The sequence below is a fragment of the Kitasatospora sp. NBC_00039 genome, assembly GCF_045160625.1.
Lineage (GTDB): Bacteria > Actinomycetota > Actinomycetes > Streptomycetales > Streptomycetaceae > Kitasatospora.
Genome location: NZ_CP108289.1, coordinates 1,516,788 through 1,531,431, shown reverse-complemented (window position 1 = coordinate 1,531,431; position 14,644 = coordinate 1,516,788). Strand labels below are relative to the sequence as shown.

Below are 14,644 nucleotides of genomic sequence, written 5' to 3'. Positions count from 1 at the left end.
CCCGCGCCCGGAGGCGCCCCCGGCCCCGGCCGCACGCCGGCGCCCATCAGCCCGCCGCCAGGCGGTAGCCGCGCTTGGGCACCGTCCGGATCAGCCCGCCGTGCGGCCCGAGCGCCGCCCGCAGTCGCCCGACCGCCGCCTCGACGGCGTGCTCGTCCGCCGTGGCGTCGGCCCAGGCGGTGCGGAGCAGTTCGGCGCGGCTGAGTACGCGGCCCGGCCGCTCGGCGAGGGCGCGCAGTACGGCGGCGCCGCGCGGGCTGAGCCAGTGGCTCCGGCCGTCGACCAGTACGGCGTTGCCCTGGAGGGTCAGCACCCGCCCGGCGAGGGCCACCTCCTGTCGGCCCCTCCCGGGCAGCGCCTCGGCGAGCAGGCGGACCAGCGAGCCGAGCCGGCCGCGTTCGGGGAAGACCACGGGCAGGCCGAGTTCGGCGAACGGCCGGGCGCAGAGCGCGCCGACGCAGACCGGCAGGACGTCCCCGCGCAGCGCGTCGAGCAGGGGTTCGCGCAGGCCCTCGGCGGTGGCGGTCTCCACGAACGCGGTGACCGCCGGGGCGCTGGTGAACGTGAGCGCGTGGACCTGGCGCCGGACGGTCTGCTCGACCAGCCGCCGCACCGGTGCCGGGTCGTCCGGCGGCTCCCAGCGGTAGACGGGGACGGAGATCACCTCGGCGCCGCGCTCGCGCAGGGCGGCCGCGAAGGCGTCCAGCCGGATGCCGTGCTCCTGGACGGCGATCCGGCGGCCGGCCAGCGGGCGGGCCAGCAGCCAGGTGAGCAGCTCGTCGGTGGCCTCGGAGTCGGGCGAGAAGCCCTCGCCGAGGCCGCTGGCCCGGACCGCACCGGTGGCCTTGGGGCCGCGGCTGAGCACCACCGCGTCCCGGCAGGCGTCGGCGAGGGCGGCGCCCCGGCCCCAGCCCTCGGCGGCGCTCATCCAGCCGCGCCAGCCGACGCCGGTGGTGGCGACCACGTAGTCGAGCGGCGCCGCGAGACAGCGTTCGGTGGCCTGACGCAGGGCCAGGTCGTCGGCGAGCGGGGTGATCCGCAGGACCGGCGCCTCGACCACCTGGGCGCCGCGCCGGGTGAGCAGGGCGACCAGTTCGTCGCGGCGGCGCGCGGCGGTGACCCCGATGCTGAAGCCGGTGAGGGGGCCCGGCTGTGCAGTGGGACGCGGACCGGCGGGTGTGGGGGAGGGTGCCATGGCCGCAAGGGTGGGGTGGCCGCGTTACGCGGGGATTGCCCGCCCGTCACCTGCGCGTTAGCGAATCCGCCCGTCCGGTTACGACTGATGTCCGGCCGCGCACCCCGGTCCGGCGAGGGCGTGAGCGAGGCGTACCGCGCGCGCAACACGGGGGACCCGGCGGCGAAACGATCACCGGTCAGATTCGTCGCCATGACGACGACCACCGACACCCACTGCCCGTACTGCTCGCTGCAGTGCGGCATGCGGCTGCGCACCGGACCTCAGGTGGGTGCGGCCCGGGCCGAGGTGCTGGAGCGGCCGGACTTCCCCGTCAACCGTGGCGCGCTCTGCGGCAAGGGCCGTTCGGCGCCCGCCCTGCTGGCGCGGGACGTCCGGCTGACCGGGCCGCTGCTGCGCGACCGGCCGGGCGGGCCGCTGCGGTCGGCGGGCTGGGCGGAGGCGCTGGACCGCGCGGCCGAGGGCCTGGCCGCGGTCCGCGAGCGCCACGGGGCGGACGCCGTCGGGGTGTTCGGCGGCGGCGGGCTGACCAACGAGAAGGCCTACCAGCTGGGCAAGTTCGCCCGGGTCGTGCTGCGCACCGCCAACATCGACTACAACGGCCGGTTCTGCATGTCCTCGGCGGCGGCCGCGCACCGCAGGGCGTTCGGACTGGACCGCGGACTGCCGTTCCCGCTGGAGGACATCCCGCACACCGACTGCCTGATCCTGGTCGGCGGCAACCCGGCCGAGACGATGCCGCCCGCGCTCCGCTACTTCCGCGAACTCCGGGAGAACGGCGGCACGTTGATCGTGGTCGACCCGCGCCGCACCCGGACGGCGGCCGAGGCGGACCTCCACCTCCAGCCCCGGCCCGGCGGGGACCTCGCGCTGGCGCTCGGTCTGCTCCACCTGGTGATCGCGGACGGCCGGGTCGACGAGGAGTTCGTCGCCGCCCGCACCACCGGCTTCGACCGAGCCCGGTCCGCCGCGATGGCGCACTGGCCGGACCGGGTGGAGCGGCTCACCGGCGTTCCGGTGGCGCAACTGCGCACCGCCGCCGAGCTGTTCGGCAGGGCGGCGACCGGCATGGTGCTGACCGCCCGCGGGCCGGAGCAGCAGAGCAAGGGGACGGACACCGTCGGCGCCTGGATCGACCTCTGCCTGGCCACCGGCAAGGCCGGCCGGCCCCGCTCCGGCTACGGCTGCCTGACCGGCCAGGGCAACGGCCAGGGCGGTCGCGAGCACGGCCAGAAGGCCGACCAGCTCCCCGGCTACCGCTCGATCGAGGATCCGGCGGCCCGGGCCCACGTGGCCGGCGTCTGGGGCGTGGACCCGGCGGCGCTGCCCGGCGCGGGCCGCTCCGCGTACGAGCTGCTGGACGGGCTCGGGCGGCCCGGCGGCGCCCGGGCGCTGCTGCTGATGGGCTCCAACCCGGTGGTCTCCGCGCCGAACGCCGCCCACGTCACGGCCCGGCTGCGCGCCCTGGACCTGCTGGTCGTCGCCGACCCGGTGCTCTCCGAGACCGCCCGGCTGGCGGACGTGGTACTCCCGGTCACCCAGTGGGCCGAGGAGGACGGCACCACCACCAACCTGGAGGGGCGGGTCATCCTCCGCCGCCGTGCGCTCGACCCGCCGGAGGGCGTGCGCGGCGAGCTCTGGGTCATGCGCGAACTCGCCGCCCGCCTCGGTGTGGTGGACGGCTTCCCGGCCGAGGCCGAGCCGGTCTTCGAGGAGCTGCGCCGCGCGTCGGCCGGCGGGGACGCCGACTACGCGGGCATCAGCTACCGGAGGATCGCGGCGCAGGACGGCGTCTTCTGGCCCTGCCCGGACGAGGCGCACCCGGGCACGCCGCGGCTCTTCCTCGACCGGTTCGCCACTCCCGACGGCCGCGCCCGGTTCGCCGGCGTCACCCACCGCCCGGCGGCGGAGGAGCCGGACCGCGACTACCCGCTGTACCTGACCACCGGCCGGGTGCTCGCCCAGTACCAGAGTGGCGCGCAGACCCGGCGGGTGCCGGAGCTGAACGCCGCCGCGCCGGGCCCCTTCGTGGAGCTGCACCCGCGGCTGGCCGCCCGCCTCGCCGTCGCGGAGGGCGAGCTGGTCACGGTGGTCAGCCGGCGCGGCCGGGCGGTGGCGCCGGCCCGCGTCACCGACACCATCCGGCCGGACACCGTCTTCATGCCGTTCCACTGGCCGGGTGCCGGGCGGGCCAACACCCTCACCAACCCGGCGCTCGACCCGGTCTCCCGGATGCCGGAGTTCAAGCTCTGCGCGGTCCGGGTCGAACGGGCCGGGGAGGTGGCGTCATGAGGACCGTGAAGGACCGCAGGATCGCGGTGGTCGGCGGCGGCATGGCCGCGGCCCGCTTCGCCGAGCGCCACACCGCGCTGGGCGGCACCGGCAGGGTCACCGTCTACGGCGCCGAGGCCCGCGCCCCCTACAACCGGGTGCTGCTCGCCGACGTGCTCACCGGCCGCTACGACGCCGAGGCGATCGCGCTGCCGCTGGGCGGGGCCGAACCGCGCCCCGGCTGCGAGGTGGTGGCGCTCGACACCGCGGCCCGCACGCTCGGCCTCGCCGACGGCACCGTGGAACCGTGGGACGACCTGGTGCTCGCCACCGGCTCCAACCCGGTGCTGCCGCCCATTCGCGGCCTGCGCCGCGCGGACGGCCGCGGCCTCACCGAGGGCGTCCACACCCTGCGCAGCCTGGACGACTGCGCCCGGCTGGCCGAAGACGCCGTCGTCGCCCGCCGGGCGGTGGTGATCGGCGGCGGGGTGCTCGGCGTGAGCGCCGCCCGGGCGCTGGCCGTCCTCGGTGTACCCGTCGAAGTCGTCCACCAAGGGCCCTATCTGATCGAGCGTCAACTCGATGCCGAGGCAGGATCGGTGCTCCGGGCCGGCCTGCGTGCGCTCGGGGTCGAGACCTACACCGGCAACCGCGCCCGCGCCCTGCGGGGCGAGGAGCGCGTCACCGGCGTCGAGCTGGCGAGCGGCTACCTCCTGGAGTGCGACCTGGTGGTGCTCGCCTGCGGCACCCGGCCGCGGACCGCGCTCGCGCACACCGCCGGCGTCCCGGTCGCCACCGGAGTCCTGGTGGACGACCGGCTCGCCACCGCCGTACCCGGCGTGTACGCGATCGGCGACTGCGCCGAGCACCGCGAGACCGTCCACGGCCTGGCGCTCCCCGCCTGGGACCAGGCCGACGTGCTGGCGCTCCACCTCTCCGGCGCCGACCCGGACGCCCGCTACACCGGCTCCCGGCCGCCGGCCCGGCTCAGCACCGGCGGCCTGGAGTACGCGGCCTTCGGCGACGTGGACGAGACCCTCGACCCGGGCCTGGACGTGCTGCGGCTCACCGACGCGACCCGGGGCAGCTACAAGAAGCTCGTCCTGCGCGGCGACCGGCTGGTCGGCGCGATCCTGCTCGGCGACCTCTCCGGCGTCGACGGCCTGGCCGAGGCCTGGCAGCGCGACGACCCGCTCACCGGCCACCCCCTCCACCTGCTCACCTGAGCGCCCACCCCTTCCACCTGCTCACCTGAGCACTCCTGCTCACCCGCACACCCACCCCCCTCAACTCCCCACCCGCACGCCCGCACGACCCCGAGGAGTACTGCGATGACATCCCACACGCCCGACCGACCACGGGACCTCGTCCTCGTCGGCCACGGCATGGTAGGCCAGCGCTTCCTGGAGGCCTGGACCGAGCAGCCCGGCGCCGGGCGGTGGCGGGTCACCGTGCTCGCCGAGGAGCCGCGCCCCGCGTACGACCGCGTCCACCTCAGCGCGCTGTTCGACGGTCGGACACCCGAGGACCTCGCGCTCTGCCCGCCCGGTTTCCTCGCCGAGCACGGCATCGACCTGCGCCTCGGCGACCCGGTCACCGCCGTGGACCGGGCGGCCCGCACCGTGACCACCCGGTCCGGCCGGGAGGTCCGGTACGACGCCCTGGTGCTGGCCACCGGCTCCGTCCCGTTCGTGCCTCCCGTCCCCGGCAAGGACGCGGCCGGCTGCCACGTCTACCGCACCATCGAGGACCTCGACGCGATCCGGGCCGACGCCGAGCACGCCAGGACCGGCGTGGTGGTCGGCGGCGGCCTGCTCGGCCTGGAGGCCGCGGGCGCCCTGCGGGCCATGGGCGTGGCCACCCACGTGGTCGAGTTCGCGCCCCGCCTGATGGCCGTCCAGGTCGACGACGGCGGCGGCGAACTGCTCCGACGCAAGATCGAGGACCTCGGCGTCACCGTCCACACCGGCGCCGGCGCAAACGCCGTCGAGACCGCCGCCGACGGCCGGGTCCGCGCGCTCGCCCTCTCCGACGGCCGTGAACTCGCCGCCGACCTGGTGGTGTTCTCGGCCGGCGTCCGCCCGCGCGACCAGCTGGCCCGCGACTGCGACCTGCCCGTCGGTCCGCGCGGCGGCATCGTGGTGGACGAGCACTGCCGCACCGCCGACCCGGACGTACTGGCCGTCGGCGAGTGCGCCCAGACCGTGGACGGCCGGGTCTACGGCCTGGTGGCCCCCGGCTACCAGATGGCCGAGACCGCCGCCCGCGCGCTGGCCGGCAACCCCGGCCCCGGCTTCACCGGCGCCGACACCTCCACCAAGCTCAAGTTGCTCGGCGTCGACGTGGCCAGCTTCGGCGACCCGCACGGCAGCGCCGAAGGCGCCCTCGACGTGCTGTACAGCGACAGCCGTCTCGGCGTCTACCGCAAGCTCGTGATCGGCGCCGACGGCGCACTTCTCGGCGGTGTCCTGGTCGGCGACACCGAGGCCTACGGCACCCTGCGGCCGCTCTCGGTGGCCGGCAAGCCGCTCACCACGGCGCCCGAACAGCTGGTGCTGCCCGCCGGGTTCGCCGCCGCGGGCCCGATAGCGCTCCCCGACGAGGCGGTGCTCTGCTCCTGCCACAACGTCACCCAGGGCGCCGTCCGCGCGGCCGTCCACGAGCAGGGCTGCGAGAGCGTCGCCGCGGTCAAGAAGTGCACCCGGGCCGGCACCGGCTGCGGCAGCTGCATCAAGCAGCTCACCACCGTCGTCAACGAGGAGCTGGCGGCCACCGGCGTCGCCACCCAGACCGGCCTCTGCGAGCACTTCCCGCAGAGCCGAGCCGAGTTGTACGAGATCGTCAGGGTCACCGGCATCGCCGGCTTCTCCGAACTCCTCGACCGGTACGGCAGCGGCGAAGGCTGCGAGGTCTGCAAGCCGACCGTCGCCTCGATCCTGGCCAGCCTCGGCGGCGGCCACATCCTGGACGGCGAACAGGCCGCGCTCCAGGACTCCAACGACCACTTCCTCGCCAACCTCCAGCGCAACGGATCCTATTCGGTCGTGCCGCGGGTGCCCGGCGGCGAGATCACCCCCGAGGGCCTGATCGCCATCGGTGAGATCGCCCGCGACTACGGCCTCTACACCAAGATCACCGGCGGCCAGCGGATCGACCTCTTCGGCGCCGGCGTCGACCAGCTCCCCGGCATCTGGAGCAGGCTGGTGGACGCCGGCTTCGAGTCCGGACACGCCTACGGCAAGGCGCTGCGCACCGTGAAGTCCTGCGTCGGCGAGACCTGGTGCCGGTACGGCGTCCAGGACTCCACCGCCCTCGCGATCGAACTGGAGCTCCGCTACCGGGGGTTGCGCTCCCCACACAAGCTCAAGTCCGCCGTCTCCGGCTGCGCCCGCGAGTGCGCGGAGGCGCAGAGCAAGGACTTCGGCATCATCGCCACCTCGGCCGGCTGGAACCTCTACGTCGGCGGCAACGGCGGCATGACGCCGCGTCACGCCGATCTGCTGGCCGCCGACCTGGACCGCGAGACGCTGATCCGCACCATCGACCGCTACCTGATGTTCTACATCCGCACCGCCGACCGCCTGGAGCGCACCTCGGTCTGGCTGGACCGGCTGGAGGGCGGCCTGGACCACCTGCGCGCCGTGGTGATCGACGACTCGCTCGGCATCGCCGCCGAACTGGACCAGCTGATGGACGATCACATCGCCGGCTACCAGGACGAATGGGCCGCCACCCTGGCCGACCCCGACCGGCTGCGGCGCTTCTCCTCCTTCGTCAACGCCCCCGGCACCCCCGACCCGGCCGTCACGTTCGTTCCCGAACGCGGCCAGATCCGACCCGCCCGCCCCGGCGAGGACGGGCGCATCCTCACCACCCCCACCCCGGTCCTGGTGGCCGGTCCCCGACTGGAGGTGCTCACCCCATGACCGTGGAGATCCACGACGGCACCCGCTGGCAGCCCGTCTGCACCCTCGACGACCTGCAACCCGGACGCGGCGTGGCCGTGTTGCTCGACGGCGCCCAGGTGGCCGTCTTCCGCGACCGCACCGGCGCCCTGCACGCCGTCGACAACCGCGACCCGTTCAGCGGCGCGCACGTCCTCTCCCGCGGCCTGCTCGGCAGCCGCGGCGACCGGCCCACCCTGGCCTCGCCGATGTACAAGCAGGTCTTCGATCTCACCGACGGCCGCTGCCTGGACGAGGACACCGCCCCCGACGGCAGCCCCGCCGTCCTGCGGCTCTGGCCGGTCCGCAGCAGTGACCCCCGCGCCACTTCCCGGACGGAGAACGCGGCATGAGCAACCGAACCATCGAAAGGTGCGTGTGGGCGAATGCCCCTGCCGAGGGAAGCGAGGGGGACGCATGAGCGAGCGGAGCGAGCGAGTCATTGTGGGGTGCGTGTGGGCGAATGCCCCCGCCGAGCGAAGCGAGGGGGACGCATGAGCGCCGTCGTCGAGACGCAGTCCGCCGGCGGCAGAGCCGGCACCGGCCCGCTCACCCACTGGGACCCGGAGGATGCCACCTTCTGGGAGCGGACCGGAGCCCGGATCGCCCGCCGCAACCTGGTCTACTCGGTGCTCTCCGAGCACATCGGCTTCTCCGTCTGGAGCCTCTGGTCGGTCCTGGTGCTCTTCCTCGGCCCCGAGTACCACATCGACACCGCCGGCAAGTTCACCCTCACCGCCCTGCCCACCGCCCTCGGCGCCCTGCTGCGCCTGCCCTACACATTCGCGGTGGCGCGGTTCGGCGGCCGGAACTGGACGGTGGCCAGCGCCCTGCTGCTGCTCCTCCCCACCATGCTGGCCGCCCTGGTGCTCACCCCCGGCGTCTCCTACGGCACCCTGCTCGCCGTGGCCTGCGTCGCCGGGGTCGGCGGCGGCAACTTCGCCTCCTCGATGGCCAACATCAACGCCTTCTACCCGCACCGCCTCAAGGGCTGGGCGCTCGGCATCAACGCGGGCGGCGGCAACCTGGGCGTCCCGGCCGTCCAACTGCTCGGCCTGTTCGTCCTGGCCACCGCGGGCGCGGCCCACCCCAGGCTGCTGCCGCTGCTCTACCTGCCGCTGATCGTGCTCGCCGCGGCCGGAGCCTGGGCACGGATGGACAACCTGGCCGCCCCGCCGCGCGGCCAGGCCAGGGCGTTGCGCGAGGTGGCCCGCGACCCGTACGGCTGGGCGGTCTCCACCCTGTACATCGGCACCTTCGGCTCGTTCATCGGCTTCGGCTTCGCCTTCGGCCAGGTGCTCCAGGTCCAGTTCCACGACCGATTCGACACCCCCGTGAAGGCGGCCGCGCTGACCTTCCTCGGCCCGCTGCTCGGCTCGCTGCTGCGCCCGGTCGGCGGCCGGCTGGCCGACCGCTGGGGCGGCGCCGTCGTCACCCTGGTGACCTTCGTCGCGATGGGCGCCGGGACGGCGGTCGTCCTGGCGGCCTCCCGGGCCCACTCGCTGCCGCTCTTCCTCTCCGGCTTCATCGCGCTCTTCGTGCTCAGCGGCATCGGCAACGGCTCCACCTACAAGATGATCCCGGCTCACTACCAGGCCCGCGCCCGGGCGGCCGTCGCGGCCGGCGCCGACCCCGGCGAGGCCGAATCCGACTCCCGCCGCCGCTCGGCCGCGCTGATCGGCCTCGCCGGCGCGGTGGGCGCGTTCGGCGGGGTGCTGGTCAACCTGGCCTTCCGGCAGTCCTTCCTCGCCAGCCACAACGGTGACGCCGCCTACCTGGGCTTCCTGGCGGCGTACCTGTTCTGCTCGGCGCTCACCTGGGCGGTCTGGCTGCGGCCCCGCGCGGCGCGCTGACGGCGGGTCGATCGCGGGTGACCGGCCCCTGGGCGCTCGACGCCCCGGGGCCGGCGCCCGACCGGGCAGCGCCGGGCTTCGCCTTCCGGGGCGCCGGGCGTCGCCCGCTGCGACGCCGGGCTTGCCTTCCGCGGCGCCGGGCCCCTGCGTCGGGGTTGCTAGGGTCCTGGCATGGCACCAGGCAGCGCACAGACCCCCGGACGGCTGCGGCGCGACGCGCAGCGCAACCGTGACCTGCTGCTCGCCACCGCGCGCGACCTCTTCGCCCGGCACGGTCTCGACGTGCCGCTGGACCAGATCGCCAAGGAGGCCGGGGTCGGAAACGCGACGCTGTACCGGCACTTCCCCACCCGGGAGGCGCTGATCGGCGAGGTGTTCGCGGACGTCGCCGCGGTGCTCGCCGACGCGGGGGAGGAGGCCCTGGCAGCCGAGGACTCCTGGGGTGCGATCGAGCACTACTTCGAGCGGATCTTCACGCTGGTCGCCGCCGACCGCGGCCTCAACGACCTGGTCACCCAGGCCATCCCGGCCGTCCCCGCGATGACCGGGATCAGCCGGCAGAACGCCGAGACGGTGGGCGCGCTGGTCGCCCGGGCGCAGCAGCAGGGCACCATGCGCGCCGACGTCGTCACGCTGGACCTGCTCTTCCTGCTCGGACCCCTCTGCCGTGCCCTGCCCGCCACCACCGAGCTGCGCCCGGATCTCTGGCGCCGATACCTCGCCCTACTGCTGGACGGATTCCGCGCGCAGGCCACCCACCCCCTGCCGGTACCGCCGGTCGGCGAGGAGCACCTGGACGAGATGTTTGCCGGCCTCTGGGGCGCGGACAGGCCGGGAACCGGCGGGTCTGGGGTTGGCGGGCCGGAGGCCTGAGTCGCCCCGACGCCCGACCCGCCCCGAGGCCTGAGTCGCCCCGACGCCCGACCCGCCCCGAGGCCTGAGTCGCCCCGACGCCCGACCCGCCCCGAGGCCCGACGGCCTCACCCCCGCGGGCGGCGTCCGTGCAGTTCGCGGTGGGCCGCCAGCAGCCGGCCCGCGGCCGGCTCGTCCACCGGCCGGATCGCCTCGCGCAGGGTGAGCCCGGAGACCCGGTCCAGCCGCCGCCCCAGCCAGCCGGTGACCTCGGCGGGGTGGTGTTTGACCCCCTCGCGCAGCGTCCAGCCCACCGCCTTGCGGACGAAGAACCGGGGGTCGGTCAGCAGCGGATCGGCGAGTGCGGTGAACTCCTCGAAGTGGTGTGGGAATTCGCCCGGGTCGCGAAGCGCGAGGACGTACGTGAGCACTCCGCCGCGCCGCACCCACTGTTCCTCGTCGCGGCTCCAGCGCAGGAAGTCCGCCGCCGTATCCGGTGCCCGCAGCAGCAGTGCGCCGGCCACCTTGGACGCGAGCAGGTCGACGTGCGCCCAGGTCGCGCACTCCCGCAGCAGGCGCTCCAGAAAGGCGGTGTCCTCCGGGAGGAGGAGTTCGGCGCGGTACTCCAGGAGCAGCAGCGCGCAGGAGCGGGACTCGTGCACCGGCGGTGCCCACAGCTCCTCGGCGAGCTCCAGCACCCCGGCCCGGTCCAGCCCGGGCGCGGCCCGCAGGGTGTTCCGGACCAGCGCCCGCATCGCCGGCACCGGCACCCCGAGGTGGTCCAGCCCGCTCTTCAGGTACGCCCGCTCGGCCTCCGCCCGGCCCGGCACGGCACTGTCCTCCAGTGCGGCCCGCAGCCGCCCAGCCACCACCGCGGCCGGCTCCGGCGCCCGGCTGGGGTCTCCCAGGTGTGCCATCAACTCACCTCGTGGTAAGGAAACTTCAGTTCCGCAGCCCAAAGGTACTCGCAGGCCGGGCGGGCCCCGCGCGGTTCGGTCCGGCGGTAGACCTCCTGCCAGACCGCGCCGACCCGCTCGTTGCGGTACGCGATCCCCGGCCCCTCCCGGCGGTACCAGCGGACGACCTCCAGGAAGAACGGCCCGGTGTCGTCCTCGCCGTAGTACACCACGGCCCGGTCCCCGGTGGTCAGCCGCTCCGCGCGGAGCACGGGCCAGTCGCGCCGCATCAGCCCGTGGAAGTCCGCCACCTGCTCCGGCGGCACCAGATAGTGGGCCAGCCCGGTGTAGGCGTGCGGCGTGGGGAGGTCCGGTTCGTCCTCGAAGTACGCCATCCGCTGTACGGGCGCCTGCTCCACGGCCGGCCGGCCCGCGCGTGCCTCGGTGAGCGCCGTCAGCTCCCGTCGGACGGCCCGGACCTCCGCGACCTCGGCCGCGCGCCGGGGCGCGTCCCGGTCCGTCCAGGTGACCAGCTCGTACAGCACCGGACCGGAGTCGCCGGCGGCGCCGTACGTCACCGCCGGTTCGGCGGGCACCAGTCCGTGCGCCCGCAGCGCCGGCCAGTGCCGTGCGACGGCCTCCCGGGCCCGGTGGGCGCGGTCCGGGCGCACCAGGTAGGTGGTCAGCGTGCGGGCGGGGTGGCCGGCGAGGTGGTTCCTGGGGGAGTCGGGGGTGGTCACCCCGGGGACGGTAGCCGCTCCCGGGCCCGCGCGTTTGACCGTCCTGGACAAGTTCCGCCGCGCACCGCCGTGCCGGGTGGACACCGCCCGCCGCGCCCTGGTTCGTTGAGGCCCGCACCGCCGCCCGGGCGGGCAAGCCATCTGGCAGAGCAGGAAGTTGCCGCCTCATGACCAAGACCGACCACCGCCGGACGGACGCCGCCCTCTACAGTGCCAAGGCCGCCCCGCGGCCCGTCGACGTGCCATGGCTCGACTTCCTCGCCGTCGACGGCGTCGGCGACCCGGCGGGCGACCCCGCCTTCGCCGCGGCGACCGCCGCCCTCTACGCCGCCTCCTACACGCTCAAGTTCGCGGTCCGCGCCGAGACCGGCGTCGACTACGCCGTCCTGCCGCTCGAAGGACTCTGGCGCAGCGACGACCCGGAGTTCGACCCCGCCGACCCCGACGCCTACCGCCCCGAGGCCCGCACCCACTGGGCGTGGACACTGCTGATCCGCCAGCCCGTGCCGTACGGCGACGCCCAACTCGCCACCGCCCTGGCCAAAGCGAAGGCCAAGGCCGGCGCCGAGGCGGCCGCGGGCCTGCGCCGGGTGTCCTTCGCCGAGGGCCGGTGCATCCAGGTGCTGCACCGCGGGCCGTACGCGGAGGAGCCACGCACGGTGAAGCTGCTGCACGAGCACCTGGCCGCCGAGGGGCTCGCCCCCGCCGACCGGCACCACGAGATCTACCTCACCGACCCGACCCGCACCGCCCCCGAGCGGCAGCGGACCATCCTGCGCCAGCCGGTGGCTTGACGTTCACCAGAAGGAGGCGAGTCCGGACCGCAGTGTCGGTGGCGTGTGGCATGTTGATCGCATCGACCGAAGGGGCCCGGTCATTCGTCGGCTTCGGCCGGAGGAGGAGTCACGAGGACCGAGACACTCACCAGCCACGACGAGCGCCTGCGCCGCGCGCTCCCGCTTCTCGTCGCCGGACTGCGGGACGGCCGGGCCGAGCTCCGCCTGGAGGACCTCGCGAGGGCGGGCAACACCACGCCCGACTACCTGCGCCACGTCTTCCGGGACCAGGCCGGTGAACCGCTGCACCGCCACCTCCGCCGGCTCCGCCTCCTGCTCGCCGCCTACCACCTGCTCCACAGTGACCGTGCCGTCATCGGCATCGCGCTCGGCGCCGGCTACCACTCCCACGCCGCCTTCACCCGCGCCTTCACCGCGGTCCACGGCCGCTGCCCGAGCGACCTGCGCACCGACCCGGCCGGCGGCGCCCGCCACGGCGGGGGCCCGGATGCCACCGTCCCGCGGCGGCTCGCCGTCCCGGAGCGCACGGTGGCCTTCCCCGACCACCTCGGCCCGGCCGGCGGCACCGCCACCGCCTGGGAGCGCCTGCGCGACTGGCTCACCGGCGCCGGCCACGGCGCGGCGCTCTTCCCCTGCCCGTCCCGGACCAAGGCGCTCGGCGTCACGGTCGACGACCCCGGCCACTTCCTCGACGCCCGCACCCGTCCGGAGCCACCCGCCCCCGGCGCCCCGGTCCCCCGCGCCCCCGGTGCCGACTTCGCGGCCGCCGCCCGGACCGTCCCCGCCGCCTCCGGCCTCGCGCTGCGGCACACCGGCCCGCCCGAACTGATCCCCTTCACCTACCTGCGCCTCGCGGTCACCGCCGGCACCCACGGCCTGCTCCCCACCGGCCGCCCGCCCCTCCCCTACTACCTGGAGTTCACGCCCGCCTCCTCCCCGCACCCCGAACGGCAGGTCGCCGTCGACGTCTACGTCCTGCCGGGCAACCCGCCCGCGCCCGCCTGACGTCAGGGCCGCGTACGGATCCGCGCCCCGCGCGTCAGAACTCCGTCAACGAACGGCAGGCCCGCGCACCGCCCGGCTTTGCTGGAGCCGACAGCACATCAGCACCAGCCGGAAGGACGGGCAGGGCCATGGCGGACAACGGTGCCGGAGCCGACAGCGAAGCGCTCGACACGCACGAGGCACCCGAGGGCCACCGCCGGATCGTGGTCGGGGTCAGCGGCTCGCTGGGCAGCCTCGCCGCCCTGCACGGCGCCGTCGCCGAGGCCCGCCGGACCGACGCCGAGGTGCTGGCCGTGCACTGCTGGAGCCCGCCCGGCGGCGAGTTCGGCTACCGCCGCTCCCCGTGCCCGCCGCTGCTCAGCGCCTGCCGCGACGCGGCCGCCGCCCGGCTGCGGCAGGCCCTGGACGAGGCGTTCGGCGGCGGATACGCGGGTGTGCGGCTGCGAAGCCAGGCCGTGCGCGGCGAGACCGGCCAGGCACTGGTCCGCTCCGCCGACCGCCCCGGCGACCTGCTCGTCCTCGGTGCCGGCGGCCGCGGCGTGCTCTCCCGCGCACTGCGCCCGTCCGTGACCGCCTACTGCGTCCGGCACGCCACCTGCCCGGTCCTCGCCGTTCCCAAGCCGCCGCTGCAGCGCGAACTCGAAGCGCTCCAACGCCACCACACCCTCCTGCGACCGCTCGCCGTCGGGCGGTGACGACCCCCATGACCCGGCCCTCCCGGCTCCCCGCCGCGATGTCCGCCGCGGTGACCCTGCTCGCCGCCGCCGCCCTGCTGCCCGCGCTCGCCGTCCTCGGGGAGCTGCGCCCGACGTGGGTCGCCCTCGCCGCCTACGCGCTGCTCTGCGCCGCCGTCGGCCGCCACTCCCGCCCGGCCGCCGCCCCGCTGATCGCCCTGGCCGCCTGGCTCTTCCACAACGGTTTCGTCGAGCACCGCCACGGTGCCCTCGGCTGGGCCGGCCCCGCGCCCGAGGCCGGCCACCTCCTCCTCTTCACGGCGGCGGCGCTTCTCCTCTCCCTCCTCACCGCAGCCCGGAGCCCCGCCCGGGCGGCCGCCCGCGACGCCCGCGACGGCTGGCACCGGGCGGCCTGAC

At 75.6% G+C, this 14,644-nt stretch carries 13 protein-coding genes and 1 pseudogene; 11 read left to right on the top strand and 3 right to left on the bottom strand.

Annotation, left to right across the window (positions count from 1 at the left end; all coding sequences use genetic code 11):
* Positions 1 to 46: 46 nt before the first annotated feature.
* A complete protein-coding gene (locus tag OG286_RS07005) occupies positions 47 to 1,195 on the bottom strand; it encodes a uroporphyrinogen-III synthase (RefSeq protein ID WP_396322507.1) in 1,149 nt (382 codons plus the stop codon).
* Between the two features lie 192 nt (positions 1,196 to 1,387).
* Between OG286_RS07005 and OG286_RS07000 the strand changes: the two genes are divergently transcribed.
* From OG286_RS07000 to OG286_RS06975, 6 genes are all read left to right on the top strand, one after another.
* Positions 1,388 to 3,487: a molybdopterin oxidoreductase family protein gene (locus OG286_RS07000; protein ID WP_396322506.1), complete on the top strand. Its 2,100-nt coding sequence runs from the start codon at positions 1,388 to 1,390 to the stop codon at positions 3,485 to 3,487.
* Complete coding sequence (locus OG286_RS06995; protein WP_396322505.1) at positions 3,484 to 4,692, top strand: NAD(P)/FAD-dependent oxidoreductase; 1,209 nt, start codon at positions 3,484 to 3,486, stop codon at positions 4,690 to 4,692. The genes OG286_RS07000 and OG286_RS06995 overlap by 4 nt, the downstream gene beginning before the upstream one ends.
* 105 nt (positions 4,693 to 4,797) lie before the next feature.
* Positions 4,798 to 7,392, top strand: coding sequence for a nitrite reductase large subunit NirB (gene nirB, locus OG286_RS06990; protein WP_405362667.1), 2,595 nt, complete (start codon positions 4,798 to 4,800; stop codon positions 7,390 to 7,392).
* Complete coding sequence (gene nirD, locus OG286_RS06985) at positions 7,389 to 7,763, top strand: nitrite reductase small subunit NirD (RefSeq protein ID WP_396322503.1); 375 nt, start codon at positions 7,389 to 7,391, stop codon at positions 7,761 to 7,763. Before nirB ends, nirD begins: the two co-directional genes overlap by 4 nt.
* A 141-nt stretch (positions 7,764 to 7,904) precedes the next feature.
* Positions 7,905 to 9,263, top strand: coding sequence for a nitrate/nitrite transporter (locus tag OG286_RS06980; protein ID WP_405362670.1), 1,359 nt, complete (start codon positions 7,905 to 7,907; stop codon positions 9,261 to 9,263).
* Positions 9,264 to 9,434: 171 nt separating this feature from the next.
* Positions 9,435 to 10,136 carry a TetR/AcrR family transcriptional regulator gene (locus OG286_RS06975; protein ID WP_405362672.1) on the top strand — a complete coding sequence of 234 codons (702 nt, stop codon included), beginning with the start codon at positions 9,435 to 9,437 and terminating at the stop codon, positions 10,134 to 10,136.
* A 107-nt stretch (positions 10,137 to 10,243) separates the two neighbouring features.
* Here the strand turns inward: OG286_RS06975 and OG286_RS06970 are convergent, their stop codons facing one another.
* A complete protein-coding gene (locus tag OG286_RS06970) occupies positions 10,244 to 11,032 on the bottom strand; it encodes a DNA alkylation repair protein (RefSeq protein WP_405362674.1) in 789 nt (262 codons plus the stop codon).
* A complete protein-coding gene (locus OG286_RS06965; protein WP_405362676.1) occupies positions 11,032 to 11,751 on the bottom strand; it encodes a hypothetical protein in 720 nt (239 codons plus the stop codon). Before OG286_RS06965 ends, OG286_RS06970 begins: the two co-directional genes overlap by 1 nt.
* A gap of 167 nt (positions 11,752 to 11,918) precedes the next feature.
* Between OG286_RS06965 and OG286_RS06960 the strand changes: the two genes are divergently transcribed.
* The 5 genes and pseudogenes from OG286_RS06960 to OG286_RS06940 all read left to right on the top strand — a co-directional run bounded on the left by OG286_RS06960 (position 11,919) and on the right by OG286_RS06940 (position 14,643).
* The gene (locus OG286_RS06960; RefSeq protein ID WP_396322498.1) at positions 11,919 to 12,545 is read left to right on the top strand and encodes a GyrI-like domain-containing protein; all 627 of its coding nucleotides are present in this window, start codon (positions 11,919 to 11,921) and stop codon (positions 12,543 to 12,545) included.
* 147 nt (positions 12,546 to 12,692) lie between these two features.
* Positions 12,693 to 12,986: pseudogene (locus OG286_RS06955) on the top strand (helix-turn-helix domain-containing protein); the annotation flags it as partial.
* Positions 12,987 to 13,076: 90 nt separating this feature from the next.
* Entirely contained in the window at positions 13,077 to 13,553 is a 477-nt protein-coding gene (locus tag OG286_RS06950) for a hypothetical protein (protein ID WP_405362678.1), read from the top strand.
* 128 nt (positions 13,554 to 13,681) lie between these two features.
* Entirely contained in the window at positions 13,682 to 14,248 is a 567-nt protein-coding gene (locus tag OG286_RS06945) for a universal stress protein (protein WP_396322496.1), read from the top strand.
* Between the two features lie 8 nt (positions 14,249 to 14,256).
* Positions 14,257 to 14,643, top strand: a complete 387-nt coding sequence (locus OG286_RS06940) for a hypothetical protein (protein ID WP_405362680.1) — start codon at positions 14,257 to 14,259, stop codon at positions 14,641 to 14,643.
* The last annotated feature ends 1 nt before the right edge of the window (position 14,644 follow it).